This is a genomic window from Collinsella aerofaciens (genome assembly GCF_015561195.1).
GTDB lineage: Bacteria > Actinomycetota > Coriobacteriia > Coriobacteriales > Coriobacteriaceae > Collinsella > Collinsella aerofaciens_AC.
This window is the reverse complement of record NZ_JADMSU010000002.1, coordinates 36,620-54,060: the sequence shown is the minus strand read 5'-3', so window position 1 is coordinate 54,060 and position 17,441 is coordinate 36,620. Positions and strand designations below refer to the sequence as shown.

The 17,441-nt window shown below is 61.0% G+C and carries 15 protein-coding genes; 5 read left to right on the top strand and 10 right to left on the bottom strand.

What is annotated here, in order from left to right; translation table 11 throughout:
• Positions 1-81: 81 nt before the first annotated feature.
• Positions 82-954 (bottom strand): methyltransferase domain-containing protein, encoded by an 873-nt coding sequence (locus I2H81_RS02495; protein ID WP_117778893.1) that lies wholly within the window; start codon positions 952-954, stop codon positions 82-84.
• A gap of 267 nt (positions 955-1,221) precedes the next feature.
• Here I2H81_RS02495 and I2H81_RS02490 point away from each other — a divergent pair, with 267 nt between their 5' ends.
• The 4 genes from I2H81_RS02490 (at position 1,222) to I2H81_RS02475 (ending at position 5,721) form a co-directional block, all read left to right on the top strand.
• Positions 1,222-1,944 carry a helix-turn-helix domain-containing protein gene (locus I2H81_RS02490; protein WP_195644415.1) on the top strand — a complete coding sequence of 241 codons (723 nt, stop codon included), beginning with the start codon at positions 1,222-1,224 and terminating at the stop codon, positions 1,942-1,944.
• Positions 1,941-2,840 carry a DUF4097 family beta strand repeat-containing protein gene (locus I2H81_RS02485; protein ID WP_195644414.1) on the top strand — a complete coding sequence of 300 codons (900 nt, stop codon included), beginning with the start codon at positions 1,941-1,943 and terminating at the stop codon, positions 2,838-2,840. Before I2H81_RS02490 ends, I2H81_RS02485 begins: the two co-directional genes overlap by 4 nt.
• Before the next feature lie 97 nt (positions 2,841-2,937).
• The gene (locus I2H81_RS02480; protein WP_195644413.1) at positions 2,938-4,845 is read left to right on the top strand and encodes an elongator complex protein 3; all 1,908 of its coding nucleotides are present in this window, start codon (positions 2,938-2,940) and stop codon (positions 4,843-4,845) included.
• Entirely contained in the window at positions 4,846-5,721 is an 876-nt protein-coding gene (locus I2H81_RS02475; protein ID WP_195644412.1) for a spermidine synthase, read from the top strand.
• Positions 5,722-5,746: 25 nt separating this feature from the next.
• Here the strand turns inward: I2H81_RS02475 and I2H81_RS02470 are convergent, their stop codons facing one another.
• The 9 genes from I2H81_RS02470 to I2H81_RS02430 all read right to left on the bottom strand — a co-directional run bounded on the left by I2H81_RS02470 (position 5,747) and on the right by I2H81_RS02430 (position 15,493).
• A complete protein-coding gene (locus tag I2H81_RS02470) occupies positions 5,747-8,191 on the bottom strand; it encodes a DEAD/DEAH box helicase (protein WP_195644411.1) in 2,445 nt (814 codons plus the stop codon).
• A 116-nt stretch (positions 8,192-8,307) separates the two neighbouring features.
• Positions 8,308-9,612: an ATP-binding protein gene (locus I2H81_RS02465; RefSeq protein ID WP_117645733.1), complete on the bottom strand. Its 1,305-nt coding sequence runs from the start codon at positions 9,610-9,612 to the stop codon at positions 8,308-8,310.
• Positions 9,605-11,365: a TerB N-terminal domain-containing protein gene (locus tag I2H81_RS02460; protein WP_271817446.1), complete on the bottom strand. Its 1,761-nt coding sequence runs from the start codon at positions 11,363-11,365 to the stop codon at positions 9,605-9,607. Before I2H81_RS02460 ends, I2H81_RS02465 begins: the two co-directional genes overlap by 8 nt.
• Before the next feature lie 86 nt (positions 11,366-11,451).
• Entirely contained in the window at positions 11,452-12,168 is a 717-nt protein-coding gene (locus tag I2H81_RS02455) for a DUF554 domain-containing protein (protein WP_195644410.1), read from the bottom strand.
• 118 nt (positions 12,169-12,286) lie between these two features.
• Positions 12,287-13,717, bottom strand: coding sequence for a hypothetical protein (locus tag I2H81_RS02450; RefSeq protein ID WP_117563506.1), 1,431 nt, complete (start codon positions 13,715-13,717; stop codon positions 12,287-12,289).
• A gap of 18 nt (positions 13,718-13,735) precedes the next feature.
• The gene (locus I2H81_RS02445; protein WP_118384834.1) at positions 13,736-14,017 is read right to left on the bottom strand and encodes a hypothetical protein; all 282 of its coding nucleotides are present in this window, start codon (positions 14,015-14,017) and stop codon (positions 13,736-13,738) included.
• Complete coding sequence (locus tag I2H81_RS02440) at positions 14,001-14,600, bottom strand: hypothetical protein (RefSeq protein ID WP_089573324.1); 600 nt, start codon at positions 14,598-14,600, stop codon at positions 14,001-14,003. The genes I2H81_RS02445 and I2H81_RS02440 overlap by 17 nt, the downstream gene beginning before the upstream one ends.
• Before the next feature lie 90 nt (positions 14,601-14,690).
• Positions 14,691-15,200 carry a cell division protein FtsQ/DivIB gene (locus I2H81_RS02435; RefSeq protein ID WP_099431401.1) on the bottom strand — a complete coding sequence of 170 codons (510 nt, stop codon included), beginning with the start codon at positions 15,198-15,200 and terminating at the stop codon, positions 14,691-14,693.
• Entirely contained in the window at positions 15,197-15,493 is a 297-nt protein-coding gene (locus tag I2H81_RS02430) for a hypothetical protein (protein WP_089573322.1), read from the bottom strand. The genes I2H81_RS02435 and I2H81_RS02430 overlap by 4 nt, the downstream gene beginning before the upstream one ends.
• Before the next feature lie 346 nt (positions 15,494-15,839).
• Here I2H81_RS02430 and I2H81_RS10560 point away from each other — a divergent pair, with 346 nt between their 5' ends.
• Positions 15,840-17,441: an FAD-binding oxidoreductase gene (locus tag I2H81_RS10560; RefSeq protein ID WP_271817445.1), complete on the top strand. Its 1,602-nt coding sequence runs from the start codon at positions 15,840-15,842 to the stop codon at positions 17,439-17,441.

Here is a 17,441-nt window from a genome sequence, read left to right as displayed (position 1 = left end):
GCGTTTCGGCGATGCGTTGGAAGAAGGTGGGCATAGTTTGCCCGAAAGATGCGGCGCGGCTCGGCGGCGCGTCGTCGGTGCCTACAGACGCTTGAGAATCACATAACGGTTGAGCTCGCCGCTACGGCCGTCGGCATGGAAGCGCTCAAGCTCGCGCACGGGGACCTCGCCGCTCTTGTAGAACGTACGGACGCCGCGCACCAGGTCGGTGATCTGCTGATCGTCAAAGTGATGGCAATAGCGGTAGGCGTGGCGGTCGTTTTGCCAGCCAATGAGGTGGTCGCCGGCTTCAAACTGCGCGGAATCGTAACCTTCAAACGGCGGGGTAAGCTCGGCGCGGGCTTCGGCGCGAACGGCCTTGCGCGCCATGCGCTCGTCATTCATAAACTCCCAAAAGCTGATGGCGATGATGCCGCCCGGGCGCGTCTGGCGCACCAGGGTGTCGAGCACGCGTACGCGGTACTCGCACGACGGCACGTGGTGCATAAAGCCAAAGCAGACCGAGATATCGGCGAGCGGGGCGTCGAAAAGCACGTCGGGCGTCTCGGCGGGATTGAGCTTCATGAGGGCGTCGAGCACGTCGAGTTCCTGGAAGTGCAGGTTGGGAATGCGCAGGGCGTGGCCATGTGCATCGATGGCCAGGTCTTGGCACGAGTCGACGCCATAGAACTCGAAGGGGCAGCTGGCATCTGCCGAGGGGTTTGCGCCGTCGACGCCCTTGGCGGCAAGTGCGCCGCCGGCGGCAAAGTTCTCGAATCGCATATTGCCGCAGGCGAGATCGAACACGCGGACGGGGTGCTCGATCGTGGCGACGTCGAGCTGTTCGAGCGCGATGTCCATGGTGCGCACCCAGCCGGGCCACGGGGCCTGGCGCGTATCGGAAAAGGAGGCGGAGTGCTCGCGATAGAACGTATTGTTGAGCTGGATGAGCGATGAGGCGAAATCGCGGTTCACGGCGCGGAACTCCCTCCATTGGCGGTGCGGAATTAATAGTACGACCATACTACCGTTAACGCCGCAACGGGGACAACCAAGCTACGGGTCATTGCTTTGTTTGGACACATTTCCGCAGCTCATATGCACCCGCAACCGCCGGTTGTCAAAAATCTCACTAGAATAGGTGGCATGCTTTTGGCGGTGGCGGATAGATTTTTAACTGTGCAAGGCGCCTTAAGAACAAAAACGGTCCGGCGGCACGGCTGGCATCACATAGGAGGAACCATGAATGTAGAAACTGCGCAGCGGCTCGCTGATCTTCGCCGCAGCAAGGGCTTTAGCCAAGAAGGATTGGCACGAAAGCTGGGGCTGTCGCGCCAGGCGGTCAGTAAATGGGAGCGCGCGGAGAGCTCGCCCGATACCGAGAACCTGATCTCGCTTGCCAAGCTCTATGGTGTGAGTCTGGACGAGCTGCTCAATCCGAGCGACGAGATCGAGGACGATATCGAGTTTGAGAACGAGGACCGTGCCCGCCAGCGCGAGGCCGAGGCAGCGGAGCGCGCCCGTACCCATGAGGCGGCGGCACGTGCTACCGAGGCGGCAACGCAGGCGAGTGATGCCGCCGCCAAGGCGGCGCAAGCGGCAAGCTGGAGCGCGCAGGCAGCTAATGCGGCGACGGCTCAGGTGACGGGTGCCGGTGCGACCAGCGTGACTCCGGTGAAGGGCCCGTTCCAGTCGTTCCCGTATTGGGCCGTGTGCTGGCTGCTGTTCTTTTTGCTGATGTTCCTGTTTGGTGCCGGCCCCTTTGCCGCGCTGATCTTCTTTACGATCCCCATCTATCACTGGGTGGCGCGTGCGCTCGATGGCGATTGGGCGCGCGGGGATATCCAGGTTGGTCCGGCGCCGGCGGTCGCTAGGACTAAGGGGGAGGACGTTTCCACTGTGGTTGACGCTGACATGGCTGCCGGGGCCACCGCTGAGCCGAGTGCCAAAGAAGGTGGTGAATGATGAAGCTCTCGCATGAGTCTAAGAGGCGCTTGGGCGTCGGCATCGGAGCGTTTGTGCTTATCATCGGACTTGTCTTTGGCACTTCGTGGACTTTGATTCATTTTGATGGACCGTGGGATTTCGACGATGTTGTATCCGGCTTGTCTGGTATGGGCGATGCGTTTGACGAGGACGATTCCTTGAATAGCGGTAACTATTCCGCTCGGCCTCAACAGCTTTCGAAGGAAACGTTTGATGCCGACGCGTTCACATCCCTTGACTTGGACGTGACGTCGGGCACGGTCGAGGTTAAGTGCGTTTCCGACGGGCCGGTACGTGTCATCGAGAGTGGCCGCGTCGCAAAAGGAGTAGCTGCTTACGATGCGGCAACCCAGAACCTGGCCGAAATCAAGGGCTCTACGCTCAAGATTCGCCAGTTCGATTGCGATGACGAGCGCGCCCATGACCGTAAGGTCACCATTGAACTGCCGCGTGAGCTTGCCGATAACATGATGGGCATTACGGCAAATGTGGGGTTGGGAGACCTGACGGTCGCGGACATTGCGTGCCACGACTTTGATTTGACGTTGGACTCGGGAGACGTCGCGTTTGCGGGCACCGTGACCGACACTCTGAATGCCGAGGTCGGTTTGGGCGATGCGACGTTCGAGCTCTACCAGGCCCCCGCGAAGTCTATGGACGTAAGCGTGGACTCGGGCGATGTGGAGATAACGGTTCCGAACTCTACGGGCTTTAAGGCGAGCCTCACCGTGGGCAGCGGTGACTTCGAGAGCGATTTCCTTCCGCTTGGCTACGATGGCGAGACCATATTGAATCTTGAATTCGACAACGGTGATAAGTCTGCCACGTATCGTTTTAAGGTCGGTTCGGGCGACATGTCGTTCGATCCGGAGTGACATGCGGTTTTCGGAGGTCGGTGCATATAGGCATGCTCTTTGATGGAGGCGCCGGGGCCGTGACTGGCTCCGGCGCCTTTGCCTTTACAATGGGGGCATGGAACAGATTATTTTGAACATACTCGAGGCTCTGCGTCGCGGCGAGACCGTGGACGACAAGACCCTCGTCAAACTGATACATGCCGAGGCGCGCCGCGAGGGTGCCGACAAACGGGACCTGGCCAAGCGCCGACTGCTGCCGTTTTACCAGCGGGTTAAACGTGAGGAACCGGCTCGTTGGGCTGGGTGGAATGTCGACGCCGATCTGGAACGTCAACTGCTGCAGGTGCTGCGTATGAAGCCGCGCCGAACGGCCTCGGGCGTGGCGACCATTACCGTCATCACCAAGCCGTGGCCCTGTTCGGGCGATTGCCTGTTTTGTCCCAACGATCTGCGCATGCCCAAGAGCTATCTGCATGCCGAGCCGGCGTGCGCCCGTGCGGAGCAAAACTGCTTTGACCCGTATCTGCAGGTGAGTGCTCGTTTGACCGCGCTTTCGCAAATGGGGCATGCAACCGACAAGATCGAGCTTATCGTTCTTGGCGGTACCTGGAGCGACTATCCGCAAGGGTATCAGGCATGGTTTATGTCGGAGCTTTTCCGTGCGCTCAATGACGACGCCGTCGCCGGCGTGGCGGCCAACCCCATGTTGGCGCGTCCGGGCATCAGCCGTGCCGAGGCGGGGCGTCTGCTCGATGACGCTCCCGCCGATGCCCTGCCGCCGGTGGTAGCAGAGCGTCGCGAGCGCTATCGGGCCGCCGGCATTGTGACTGATGAGGCCGAGCTTGCGAGCGGCGTTGCCGACGAGCAGGGACGTGTGGATGCTGCCGTGGGCGGCTATAACCGTGCGGTGCGTCGTCTGTACGGCCCCGGTACGCCGTGGGGCGAGGTCACCGAGTGGCAGACGGCAACGATGGAGGAGCTCGAGCGTCAGCAGCGCATTAACGAGACGGCGAAGCATCGCGTGGTGGGGCTCGTTATCGAGACGCGCCCCGATGCCGTAACGCCGCAGGCCCTCACGCTCATCCGCCGCCTGGGTTGCACCAAGATACAGATGGGCATCCAAAGCCTTGACCAGCACCTGCTCGATATCAACGAGCGCCGCATTTCGGTGGCGCAGATCGAGCGGGCGTTTTCGCTCGCGCGCCTGTTTGGCTTTAAGATCCACGCGCACTTTATGCTCAACTTGTTGGGTGCTACGCCTGAGGGGGACAAGCGTGACTACGAGCGCTTTATGACCGAGGGCGCCTTTATGCCCGACGAGGTCAAGGTCTACCCGTGCGCGCTCATCGAGGGCTCGCGTCTGGTGGGCTGTTACGAGCGTGGCGAGTGGCGCCCCTATACCGAGGAAGAACTGCTCGACGTGTTGGCCGATGACATCGTGGTGACGCCGGCGTTCTGCCGCATCAGCCGCATGATTCGCGACTTTAGTTCCGATGACATCATGGTGGGCAACAAGAAGCCCAACCTGCGTCAGCTCGTCGAGAACCGCCTGGCTGCTCGGGGTGACGGTGCGACGGTGCGTGAGATCCGCTATCGCGAGATTAGCACGGCGGGCGCCGACCTAGGCGAGTTGACCCTTGACGAGGGCGTGGCGTACGAGACGCCGGTGACGCACGAGCGCTTTTTGCAGTGGGTGACACCCGAAGGCAAGATCGCGGGCTTTTTGCGTCTGTCGCTGCCCGACCGTTCGTTTGTTGCCGCGCACGCGGACGAGCTGCCGACGGGGCCGGAGGAGGCGATGATTCGCGAGGTGCACGTGTATGGTATGGCGGCACGTGTGGGCGATCAGGGCCAGGCGGCTCAGCATCACGGTCTGGGGCGTCTGCTCGTGGAGCGTGCGTGCCAGATTGCTCGGGATGCGGGGTATACGCACATCAACGTGATCAGCGCGATCGGTACGCGCGAGTACTATCGTCACCTGGGTTTTTGCGACCATGGTCTCTATCTGCAAAAGGAGCTCTAGATGAACAAGCCGAGTGTTTCCGCTGGTGTTGTTGCCGGCGTTGCCCTGGGAGCTGCGGCGCTTGGTGCGGCCGCCGTCGCTGTTCGCGCTGCCTGTTTGCAGGTCGCACGTACTCGCAACGGGTTGGCGCGTGTGAAGCGTGTGCACGACGAGAGCGGTGACGAGGTCCGCGTGCTCGTACAGGGCGGCGTCTACCAAAGCGCGAGCTATGTTGGCGATCGTTGGGCGGAGCCGGTCTTTGCGTACTATCGTGCATTTGACGATGTGTTTGAGGCCGAGGGCGCAATGCGCGACGCGTATGGTCATGGTATCGACCGCATGCTTATGCTGGGTGGCGGCGGGTTTGCCTATCCCAAGTTCGCGCTGATGTCGCACGAGGGCTTGCGCATGGACGTCGTCGAGTATGACGGAGAGATTACGCGCCTGGCGCGCCGCTGGTTCTACCTGGACGAGTTGGAGCGCACGGTGGGCGATCGCCTGCGAGTGATTACCGCTGAGGCTCGCTCGTATCTGGGTGTGACGAGCGTGGGCCATCGTCGCTACGACGTGGTCGTGAGCGATTGCTTTGGCGGTGCCGAGCCCGTTCGCGAGCTGGCGACCGTTGAGGCGCTGCGCCTGGTGCGGGGCAGCCTGAACCCCGGGGGTATCTACGTGGCCAATATCGTGAGCGCAAACGAGGGGAGCGATGTGGCGTTCCTTCGCGACTGCGCTGCCGCGGCACTCGAGGTATTCGTCCACGCCTGGGTGGTCCCATGTGGCGATGCGAAGTTCGGCGGCGAGGAAAACTACCTGCTCATCGCCAGCGACGGCGACTACGCCTTTGCCGAAGCCGTGCCCTTCGACACCGACTTCCTCGGCACTGCTCTCCACGACTAGCCTATTGGGAATAGTCAGTCCCGTCTTATGTGTGGTCGCGCCAGCTGAGGACGCGCTGCTTCATGCCCTCGATGTCGAGCACGCCTTCGGCAAAGCCCTTGCGTACGAGCTCTTCGGGAACAAACTCGTCGTAGCGGTCAAAGTAAGGCACCTCGCCAGGATAGACGAGCTCGATGGGATCGAAGTCCTTCTCGGCCTCGGCGGCGAGCACCTCAAAGAACGTCTCCTCATCGGCCTTCATCTTAAACTGCATAAAGTACGGGCGTGACGGATCGAGCCCGCGAAGGCCCAGCTCCGCGGCACATTTAATCTTGAGCATGCGCTCGAGCGCCAAAAAGGCGTAGCTGCCCAGCCAGGGGAAGAGCACCCAGGTATCGCCGCCCAGGTTAATGAGCGGCTTGGTTCCCGCCCCCGAAATCTCGGCCGTATGACGAGCCTGCGCCAAGCGGGCCCGTGCGTTACCCATAAGGTACGGATATGTCGCGTGCTCGTTGAGCGCCTTGCGCATGCGCTCGAGCACATGCGTGTTAATGTCGCCGGGGCAGTCGCCAAAGTAGGCCGGCACCCGGCCCTTGACCTGCGTGGCAAAGACAGTGTGGCGCTTCCAGTCCACTTCCTCGACAATCCAGCAGTGTCCGGCGATGGCGATGCGCTCACCGGGCGGGGGCGGATTAACGATCGTGCCCAGCTCGGCCGATTCGCTGCGAACGGTAAACTCCTCGTTTTCCTGGAACACGGCGTAGAACTTAAAGTTGTTGATGATGCGCTCGCCCGCGAGGCCCACGATGAGCCCACCGCCCTCGGTGACCTGGATATGGTCGATCTTAATGAGGTGATGTAGCAGCACACGGTAATCGTCTGCCGAGACACGGTGGAAATAGCTGAGCGTGAGCACGCGTTGGGCAAGTTCGGCCGGCGTGAGCTCGCCGGTGCTGGCGAGCGTCGACATGGTCTGGTGATAGAGCAAACTGTAGGGGAGTCGATCGAGCTCGGGCGGCTCGACCCACTTTTCTTCGCGATAGAGTTGTACGAGCGCGATGCCCTGCAGGAGCTTCCAGGGTATCGTTTCGGGCATCATCGTGCGCGGCTCGGGCTCTTCCTCGCGCATGACAAACCACATCTCGGGCGGAAGATCGCGACGGCCTGTGCGCCCCATGCGCTGCAAAAAGGAGCTGACGGTAAACGGCGCGTCAATCTGGAAGGCGCGCTCCAGGCGGCCGATATCGATACCGAGCTCCAACGTAGAGGTGGTGACGGTTGTCTGCGTCTGCTCCTCGTCGCGCATGAGCTCCTCGGCCGTCTCGCGTAGCGATGCCGAAAGATTGCCGTGATGGATGAGAAAACGGTCGGGCTCGTGCCGGCTCTCGCAGTAGCTGCGCAGCATGGAGCACACGGCCTCTGCCTCCTCGCGCGAGTTGGCAAAGACCAGGCATTTGCGGCCGCGCGTATGCTCAAAGATATAGCCCATGCCGGGGTCGGCGTTGTCGGGCGCCGTGTCGGTGGGGTTGAGAAGCGCCTGCTCGGTCGCTCGTGGGATGTCGACTTCGCCCTCGGGGGCCGAGGAAGTGCGACGGTCTTTGGGAGCGGCCTTGTCCCGCGCCTGCTCACGACGTTGACGGTGTTCTTCCTGTGTAAGCTGTCCGCTGTGGCACATGTCTTGTCCGGATGCGGGCAGCGCCGCGGGCGCCGCCGTCTCAATACGCTCGCAAGCAAGCACCTCGGCTTCTTGTGGACCTGTGCCTACGAATCCTCGTTGCTGAGCCTGGGGGCCCGAGTTGTAGAAGTGCTCCATGGAGATGCGCCACACGCGGCGCGGTTCCTCAAAGCGGGGGATAACGCAGTCGCGCCCCGTTCCCTTCGAGAGAAAAGCGCCCGTGCGCTCGGGGTCGCCGATGGTGGCCGAAAGGCCAATGCGTCGGGGCTGTACGCCGGCCATGCGCGAGAGTCGCTCGATAAGGCAGAGCGTCTGCCCGCCACGGTCGCCGCGCATGAGCGAGTGGACCTCATCGATGACCACATAGCGTAGGTCGCAGAACATGCGCGGGATCGCCATATGCTTATGGATTAAGAGCGCCTCGAGCGACTCGGGCGTAATCTGCAAGATGCCGCTTGGCTTTTTGATGAGCTTGGCCTTGTGCGACTGCGAGACATCGCCATGCCAGTGCCAGACGGGGATGTCGGCTTCTTCGCACAGGTCATTGAGACGGACGAACTGATCATTGATGAGCGCTTTGAGGGGGCCGATGTAGAGGGCGCCCACGCTCGCGGGCGGGTTCTCCCAAAATTCGGTCAGGATGGGAAAGAAGGCTGCCTCGGTTTTGCCGGAAGCCGTGGATGCCGTCAGGAGCACATTATCTTGCGTGTTAAAGATGGCATCAGCTGCCGCAACCTGGATAGAGCGCAAGCTCTCCCAATCGTGGGAGTAGATGAAGTCTTGGATAAACGGGGCGTAGCGGTCAAAGGCGTTCACGAGGCCTCCTTTCAAAAGCGAATCTCTCAACGCGGCGGGCAGTGGCTTGCTGCATTACTGCTTCAACGTTTGCCCAGATAGAGCCTGCCAAAATAAACCTGTCCCTTTTTGGCAGGTTAGATGGTGAATTCGGCGAAGTTACGGTCGCCGCCTGCGGTATCGGTGTCGCCTGTTGCGGCTGCCGGCGCCAGCGCGTCGCCGCCGACGCTTTGCAGCAGCTCGGCCACGTTGGCGTCGGGGTTTTGGCATAGGATGTCGAGCAACTCGATAAAGTCACGAATGACTTCACGCGGCGTCAGATGCGTGTCGGCTCCCACACGACCGAACTCGATCTTGAGGAAGTCCACCAAGTCGTTCTCGGTAAGCGTGGGCGTCCAGCCAAAGTAGCCGGCGTGAATTTGCATGAGTTTTTCGATGAGCACCAGTAGCTCCTCGTAGGTGAGCGGCTGCAGGCGGATGATGGGTGCGAGCATGTCCTTAAGGTCCTGGCGCGCAAAGCGACCCTGAGCGAGTCGGCTGCGCAGAGCCTCGTAGGAGAACACGCCGCGGCGGCGGTCTTCGATGGAGGTTGGCGTGCCGCCCATGATCATGCCCAGGTACTGCGCCTTGCCCTGAAGTGTGTCGTTGTACATGGTCAGGATCTTCTCGTAGTTGTACTGGCGCGTGATGGCATTGGGAATCTTATACAGATTCACGAGCTCGTCGATGAGCACCAGCATGCCCTTGTAGCCGCTGCAAACCAAAAAACGCGCGATGAGTTTGACGTAGTCGTACCAGTCGTCATCGCTGATGATGGTCGAGGAGCCCAGCTCGGCGCGCGCCTCGCTCTTGGTGCGGTATTCGCCGCGGATCCATTTGGTCACGCGGCTCATGGTCTCTTCGTCGCCCCCGGATGCGGCCATGCGATAGCGGCGGAGCATGCGGGTGAAGTCGAAGCCGTGGACCATCTCCTCGAGCGGGGCCAGTTGGGCATTGACGACCGACTCGTCGACGTCGGCACATGAGGCGACCCAGCGATCTAGGATAAGGTTGAGCGCACCGCCCTCGGGGCGCGTCTTGGTCGATATATTGCGGATGAGCTCGCGGTAGGTGGCAAGGCCCTGTCCCTGACCGCCCTGCAGGCGGCGCTCGGGCGACAGGTCGGCATCAGCGACGACGAATCCCTCGCCCATGGCGTGCGTGCGGATGGTCTGGAGCAAAAAGCTCTTGCCGGCGCCGTAACGACCGACCAGAAAGCGGAAGCTCGCGCCACCGTCGGCGATGAGGCTCAGATCGGTGAGCAGGGCGCGGATCTCGACCTCGCGGCCTACGGTGATGTAAGGAAGGCCGATGCGCGGGACCACGCCGCCCTTGAGCGAGTTGAGAATGACGGCAGCGACGCGCTTGGGCACGCGAGGTGCTGCGGATGCGGTATCACTCATGGTCTAGGTATCCTCTCACGTCTGCTTCGTAGTCCTCGATAATCTGCGGCCCTGCCGCGCTAAATTCAATTACGGTGTCGCCCACCAGGTCAAAGAGCGCCTCGTTGATGGTATCGACGAGCATGTCCTCGCTCTGCTCCGATTGCACTACCGCCGATTCCGCCTGTACTGCGTTGTGCTCGAGCAGCGCGCGGAGATAGGCGTCTGCGGCGAGCGCGAGTTCGTTCGTGGCGTCAGCGGGCGCAGCCGCTGCGAACGCGGGCGTCGGCGCGAGAAGCGGTGCCACGACACCAAACTGTTCGGTGGATATGGTCGGCTCGTCGGACTCGTCCTGCCCTGCGGCCGCCGCGACCGCCTCGACCGTCGCGTCGGCTACGGGCTCGGCTTCCGGTTGCCCTGAGTCCGCTGCCTCGGCTTCTGCGGACGCGCCGTCCTCGCGTTCCTCGTCAATCAAAAGCGCTTCGCGCGTTTGTGCGGCAGCGCTCCGAATGTGCCCCAGCTGGCTCAAATCGATATCGATCTTGACGGGCTGGTGTGCAGCGTCCCACGAAAGCCATGTCACAACCTCGTCATCGATAATCTTGGCCAGATATTTGGGGACCTTTTCTTCCTTAAGGGGATGGGCAGGGTCCAGGGCCAGGCGCAGGCGTTGGTCGCAGGCGCGCATCATCTCGCCAAGTTTGCTGCTCTTTTGTCTGCTGCCGTGAATCCGCATGCATTCCCAAAAACCGTTTTGGCAACGGTAGATATGGATGGGGTCCAGACGGTATTCGCAGTCCTCGTGGCGCTCGGGCGCAAAGAATACGGCCGAGGCAAACATGGTGTAGGGCATGGCCGTCTCCTCCCCAAATAAACTTGCCACGATGCCGGTCTTTCGGTGCGTGTCATAGTAGCGCGCCATGCGGACATACACGGCGCACGCCACGTGGCGCAGATCGCGGTGGTGGCTGCGGTCGAGCCGCGAGCTACTTAGGTTGTACGTGGAGAGGGCGTTGATGGCGGCCATGAGTCGCTCCTCGCGCACCTCATCGGGCGGAAGGGGGAGCGTGGGCTCGGAGGTTTTGCGACGCTTAGGGGTCTGGCCGGACGGTGCCGGTGCCGGTACAAGGTCTCGCGCCGCGCGTCGCAGCTCGATAAGGGCGTTATCGAACATGACGGTTTTAGAGTCACGAAGCAGCTTGGGGTCGAGCCCGTGGAACACGGCGTAATCTTGCAGCCACACGCGCGCAAACCGGTCGATGCCGGGCTCGAAGGCGCGATAGACATCCCAAAAAGCCCTGATCTTGTTAAAACCATCGAGTGGATTATCTACGCCAATGCCGCAAATCAGCTCATAGAGATACAGAAAGGCAAAGGACGTAGACGTTTCCTCGACGGTTCCGCGGCGCACTTGGGCACGCCAGGTAAAGTAGCCGCGCAGCTGCCGGTCGCTCATGGCGTTGTAGGTGGGAAAGTACGACTTAAAGGTGCCGTTGTAGGGACAGTCGTCCTCAAAGTCGGCCATCAGCAGGCCCTGGCGGTAAAAAAGCTCGGCTTCCGAAAGCCAGCGGCCCGCACCGCCCTTGGGGTCATCCTGCCAGCGCGATATCTCGCGCATTTTACGGTACTGGTCGGGGAGGAAATTCTGCATCTGTCGGCCGGTTTTGAGAATCGGCTCGTCTGCGTAGGTTTCGTTTGAGAAGCGGGCGGACTGATGGGTCCGGGCCTCGGCCATAATGCGCTCGATGAGCATCTTGATGTCCTGGTCGGCCACCGCTCCTCCTCTCGAACGCAGCTACGGTGACCTCATATCATAGCACAGCATCAAACAGGTGTTCGAGATATCACTATGCTGATAGTTTAGAACAGGAGGGCGTAGATGACGGCGATGACGACGGAGGGAAGCATGTTGGCCGTGCGGAAGGTCTGAGGTCGAATAAGGTTAACGCCAACACAGAAGATGAGCATGGATCCCACAAGCGAAAGGCTGTTGAGGGCTGCCGTGGTCATGATAGGGGAGAGTGCGCCGGCAAACAGCGTAATCGTTCCCTGGAATACGGCAACGGGCAGGGCGGAGAAGATGCAGCCGCGGCCGAGCGAAGCCGTCATGGTGCAGACGATGATGCAGTCCAGCGCGCCCTTGAGGGCAAGCGTGGACCAGTCGCCGAGCAAGCCGTCTTGGATTGATCCCACGATAGCCATGGCACCGATGCAGACGGTCAGCGATGTCGAGACAAAGGCATTGGTGAACTCGTTGTCTCCCTCGCTGCCGGTTTTGCGCTTGAGCCATTCGCCCAGGTTTTCGATGCCGGCTTCCAGGTTAATGGCTTCGCCGATGAGCGAGCCGAGGGCAAACGATACGATGAGCATGGTGGTACCGGTGGTCGCTAGCGCCTTTCCATCGATGACGAGCATCTTTTGCATGGTGCCGCCCAGGCCGATAAACAGGACGCACAGCCCCGATGCTTTCATGAGCGTGTCTTGGATGCGCGGTGTAATGAAGCGGCCGCCCGCTAATCCCAAAAGACCGCCCGCAACTAAAAGCGCAACGTTGATGATTGTTCCCAAGCCCGGCATGAGCCCTCCTGTATTGATGCCAACGTGGCAATCGTAGCAGAACGAAATGCGAGGCACATCGCGACTCATCTAATACGTTATATAAGTGGTATTAGGAATGATGCGCAGCATTTAAGCCTCAGGTGGTTGTCGGGACATAGGGATAGTAGTCAAAGCGCAGTGTCATAAGCCGCTGTGGGGATTCAATAGCCGCGGCGATGATATTGGCATCGCGGGCACGATCAAACCCTTCGAGTTCGATCTGATACGAGACGTCTTGCATAATGTCCAGACGTCGCCAGGCTAGAAGTGTGTCGCCATCGAATTCCAAGGTCTTGCCTCCGTCTGGGGCAACGGCGTATAGACGCAGTTTAGCGGTGGTTGCAGGGTCGACAACCGTGACCTTTTTAATTTCGTTTCGAGTATTCTTGGCGCCCAACAAGGTGAGCAGTGTTGGGGCCACGACCTCGCCCGATGGCAAAAAGACGACTTCGATGGATTCGGGAAATGCGATGATGGCCGACTTGCGGACGGGCTGATTGGCGGCGGCAACTTCGATGTTTGCAGCATCGATGACCTCCGTGTGGTCGAGGGCGGCAAGCACGCAGCAGTTACCTTCATCGATCTCCTGAGGATCAGCAAGCCCCAGACTGTCCGCGAGCTCGGGATCGTTTGGACCGGTAGCGGGCTCATTCGGTGCTTCGAAAGAAGCTGGGACGCTGTTTGTCGGCGACGGCGTGTCGCCCGCACCTGCTTCTTTGTCCGTGCTCTCTTCTTGTATGGTTGCGTTGATGGGTTCGTCGTTTGAGGGGAGCGTCTTGGCGTCAAGCGCGGAGGGGACAATCCCGACGGCTCCGGATCCGTTCCACTCCATCTCGAGAAGCGCCGGGTCGGCAAGAATGCGTTGCCTGCCTAGCGTGTGGGTATCGATCGCAATAGGGCCTGCCTCCGTCCCGCGCGTAAGGCTGAGCGATCCGGCCGGCTTCTCGAAATGAATGTCTGTGTCTTCGGTGCTGGCGGCGTAGAACAGCAGGGATGCTTCTCCCGCCGCGATGGCATCGGTGCCCGCCTTGGTCAGCCGCAGCGATGCCGTGAATGAGAGGGTGGGCTGCACATCGTCTGCATTCGCGGCGGCGCAGCCCAGACATATACCGCCTCCTTTCTCGAAAAACGCACCGTCGAAGGCGACCTTCGCTCCGTTCGCCGAGTCATCGACCGAAGCGATATCGATGCGCAACCCCAAATCGCACGGATCGCCATCTGCATCGAGCACAATCGAGCGCCACGTGCAGACGGCGCACCCCGCCTGGGAGCCGTTTGCCTTGTTCGAACGATTGATATCCACGACTATCGAGCCGTCCGTATTACGACGAAGGCATCCCGAGGTTGAGATTGCGGCCTGTGCGAACGAAAAACGCTTGCACGCAATGGCGCTCGACGGATTTGGTGCGGAGCTTAGGGCTGCTGGTAAGGAGTCTGCCATGACGGGAGTCGCCCAAGCGGCGACAGGCGTTCCGGTTGCGAGCGCGCCGCAGAGTGCGACGACGGGCAAAAGGTTCTTCGATGCCATGGGGTCTCCTTAGCTAATTTAGTGCGGCCTGTCCGTGTTTCGTTTCTGGCTGCGTTTGATGTGCAGACCGAGGCCGGCGGTTCCCGCGCCTGCTGCCGTGGCGCCTGCTGCCAAGAGCCATCGTCTGTCGTCTGTCTGTGCCAACGGTTCCTTGCAGTTGCCGCGGTCGAGCTCCGAGAGGTCGACCGTCACCTGCGTGGCGGCCTGCGCCTGTTCTTGCTGGGCAAAGGCCATGGCTGGCCCAAACGCTAGGATACTGACGGCGGTGGCCAGGGCGACGGCCTTATGCCGTGTGCGCACCGGGCTCGACCGTCCAGGTGATCGTTGCAACCTGATCGCCTTCGCCGGTTACGCGGAAGATGTCGCGCGTGACGCGGGCGACGTTTCCGCTTGTCTTGAGCTTAATTTTGTCCGTGCCGCCGGCAATGCCCTGGTAGCCCATGTCGAAGGCTGCATTCTTGGAAAGATCGAGGCCCGTCTCCTGCATTGCGGCGCTGGCGTTCTGGAGTGCGCCGTCGGGGCCGACCTTAAAGTCGATGGAATTCTGCGCGGTTCCGGCCTTGGCGTCGGCGGCAATGGTCCAGGTGTTCATGGCGTCGATCTTCATGTTGGTGACATGGATGCCGTAGGCCGAATGATTGTCGATGGTGGTCGCGTCTTCTGAGGGGCCCTGAAGCGTGCCGTCGGCCTTGGCGACGAAGGGAATAACCGTCGGAACTTTGAACTCTACGTTGTCGATCTCGGTCCTGACCATTACTTTCGTGGTTCCAACGCGCCCGGCTGCCAGAGCTGGCGTCGGGGCGGCGCCCATTGCGAGCGCGAGCGCGAGCCCTGCGCCCACGACGAGCGCTCTGGCTCCGTTCATGTTCCTGGTGATGTCCATGGTCGTTCCTTTCTATTCGCCGCGGGCCGTCCCCGCGATGATTGGACGAATGCTGGTGAATTGCGTGCGGTGCCGCGTCGGCCGAAAAAGCTAGTTCTCGGCTTGCTCAACCCGTACCTTGACACGTGTCGGATTGCCGTGGCTGTCGAGGGTCTTGGCATCGAGTGCTTGGATCTCGATGTATGCCTCGCCTTCTTTGATGTCGCCAGCGGGGCACGTCTCGATTGTCTTGCCGGTCTCGACCACACCGGATTCGTACATGGTCTCGTCGTTTTGGATGACGCGGAATCGCTGGGGAAATTTATTGTCTTGGACGTTTTGCACGTTGACGCGCAGCTTGCCGTCCTCCTGTAGCTGAGCGACCGGCGCGACCGAAATCGTCATCATGTTGTCGCGGACGATGGCATCGAGCTCATCTTGGATTTCTTGTCGCGATTTACCCTCTGCCGTCGTGACTGAGGCGCCCGCTTCGGGCACGGGCTGCGACTGCCAGGCGTATAGCCCTACGGCGATGAGGGCGCAGACGATAGCCAGACAGACAACGACGAGTTTCTTGCGACGCCCCAGTCCTGCGAGGCGGGGCGGCTTCTTCGCACTCATGCGGCGTCCTTGGTGGTGTAGACACGTGCGAACGTGGACGGGTCCGCTCCAAAGAGCATGTGAAGCATCAGGCGGCGCGAGTAGATGAGCTCGTCAAAGTCGTGAGGGAGCTCGATGTCGTGGATACGCGCGATGTGGTGGGCGAGCGCCGAGAACGACTCGGGGTCGCAGATAACATCGGTGGTGACGTGGTAGACCGCCGTGTCGGGGAACGCCTCTTCGTCGAAAGGCAGGAGATAGGGATCGTCGTCGACCTCGATGGCGACGCCGTACTGGGGCCAGTAATATGCCATGGGAACCTCCCTGCTTCTGGGGCCAAAACTTCTATCGGTTTTGGCTGTCGACGCCGACCGTATCAGCCGCTACTTGACCAATTTCTGACCAAATGCTTGACGGATTGACATCTCCGCAGGTAAAAGGTGGAAAAAATTACTTCAACTTTTTTCGAGCGACAATCGAGCGGTCGGCGACGGCGGGGCGATATGTGTCAAAAGCATCGTCTGCCGAGGAAGCTTTGCCGTTCGCCGAATTGCACAAACGTAAAAATCGCCAATTATGGAGACGGTCTCGAACACGTCGACGAAACGATGCGGTAACATCTCCCTGCAAACACTGTAGTTAGCTAAAGGGGGAGTTCGCGTGTCTGCAACCATCAAACCCTTCACCGACGAGTTCGAAGAGTATGGTCGCGATGAATCTCGTGCATCGGGCGAAGCATCGAGCATCTCGTTTCCGACAACGGAAGACGAGGTCCGTGCCATTTTGGAAAAGCTCCATGCCGAGTGTGTCCCGGTAACGGTTCAGGGCGCCCGAACTGGCCTTGCCGCCGGCGCCGTGCCCCACGGCGGGCATATCCTCAATACTTCCCGTATGAATCGTTACTTGGGCCTTCGCCGCGATGAACAAGGCCAATTTCTGCTGCGTGTGGAGCCGGGCGTTGTGCTCTCGGAGCTGCGCAAGCAGCTGAGCAAGAAGGTGCTGCCGATCGCTGGTTGGGACCAGGTATCGCTTGAGGCCTACGAGGAGTTCCAAGAGGCCCCGGAGCAGTTTTTTCCCACCGATCCCACCGAGGCGTCTGCCTGTCTGGGCGGCATGGCGGCATGTAACGCCTCCGGTGCCCGCAGCTACGCCTACGGTCCCATGCGCCCACATATCACGGGACTCCACGTCGCGCTGGCTGATGGCGATTTGCTTGAGCTTCAGCGCGGCGAGGCTTTTGCCCAGGGCCGCCACCTGTCGCTCGTGACGGCAGCGGGCCGTGCACTCGAGCTCGATCTTCCCGGCTATACCATGCCCGAGACAAAAAATGCCTCAGGCTATTTCGTTGCGGACGATATGGACGCCATCGACCTCTTTATCGGCGCGTGCGGCACGCTCGGCGTTATCACCGAGCTCGAGATTGCCCTGCAGGCGGCGCCTGCGGTCGTTTGGGGCGTGAGCTGTTTCTTTGACAGCGAAGACAAGGCCGTGTCCTTTACCGATTCTGTGCGTCCCGTCCTGTCCCACGCGGCTGCCATCGAATATTTCGATGCGGGCGCCCTGGATATCCTACGTCGCCAGCGCGAGCAGTCGACGGCGTTCGCCTCGCTGCCGGCGCTCGACAAAGACGCCAAGGTCTGTGTCTACGTGGAGCTCGACTGCGACGACGAAGCCCAGGCGACCGAGGAACTGTACCACCTGGGATGGGTGCTCGAGTTCGCGGGTGGCCGCGACGATGCGACATGGGTCGCGCGCACCGAGGTTGATCGCGAGTGCCAGCGGTTCTTCCGCCATGCGGTCCCCGAGAGCGTCAATATGCTGATCGACGAGCGTCGCCGCACGGATCCCACCATCACCAAACTGGGTTCGGACATGTCGGTGCCCAATGCACGCCTTGCCGATGTCGTGGCCCTCTATCGCCGCACGCTGGCCGAAAGCGGGCTTGAATCTGCTGCCTGGGGGCACATCGGTAACAACCATCTGCATGTGAACATCCTGCCGCGCGATGCGCAGGACTACCGTCGCGGTGGAGAACTCTTTGCCCAGTGGGCTTCCGAGGTCACGGCCATGGGCGGTGCCGTTTCTGCCGAGCACGGCGTCGGCAAGATCAAGGCGGGCTTCTTAGAGACGATGTACGGTCAAGAGGCCATGGTCGAGTCGGCGCGGCTCAAGCTCCAGCTCGATCCCGACGGGCAGCTGGGTCGTGGCAACCTGTTTGCGGAGAAGCTCTTGGATGAGCTCGTCCAGAAAGGGGGCGCGTGA

Bases quoted from the DNA above. Each gene is read 5' to 3' on its own strand.
- I2H81_RS02450 (WP_117563506.1), bottom strand. From the start codon at position 13,717: ATGGCATCGAAGAACCTTTTGCCCGTCGTCGCACTCTGCGGCGCGCTC.
- I2H81_RS02455 (WP_195644410.1), bottom strand. From the start codon at position 12,168: ATGCCGGGCTTGGGAACAATCATCAACGTTGCGCTTTTAGTTGCGGGC.
- I2H81_RS02485 (WP_195644414.1), top strand. From the start codon at position 1,941: ATGATGAAGCTCTCGCATGAGTCTAAGAGGCGCTTGGGCGTCGGCATC.
- I2H81_RS02440 (WP_089573324.1), bottom strand. From the start codon at position 14,600: ATGGACATCACCAGGAACATGAACGGAGCCAGAGCGCTCGTCGTGGGC.
- I2H81_RS02475 (WP_195644412.1), top strand. From the start codon at position 4,846: ATGAACAAGCCGAGTGTTTCCGCTGGTGTTGTTGCCGGCGTTGCCCTG.
- I2H81_RS02430 (WP_089573322.1), bottom strand. From the start codon at position 15,493: ATGGCATATTACTGGCCCCAGTACGGCGTCGCCATCGAGGTCGACGAC.
- I2H81_RS02435 (WP_099431401.1), bottom strand. From the start codon at position 15,200: ATGAGTGCGAAGAAGCCGCCCCGCCTCGCAGGACTGGGGCGTCGCAAG.
- I2H81_RS02490 (WP_195644415.1), top strand. From the start codon at position 1,222: ATGAATGTAGAAACTGCGCAGCGGCTCGCTGATCTTCGCCGCAGCAAG.
- I2H81_RS02480 (WP_195644413.1), top strand. From the start codon at position 2,938: ATGGAACAGATTATTTTGAACATACTCGAGGCTCTGCGTCGCGGCGAG.
- I2H81_RS02465 (WP_117645733.1), bottom strand. From the start codon at position 9,612: ATGAGTGATACCGCATCCGCAGCACCTCGCGTGCCCAAGCGCGTCGCT.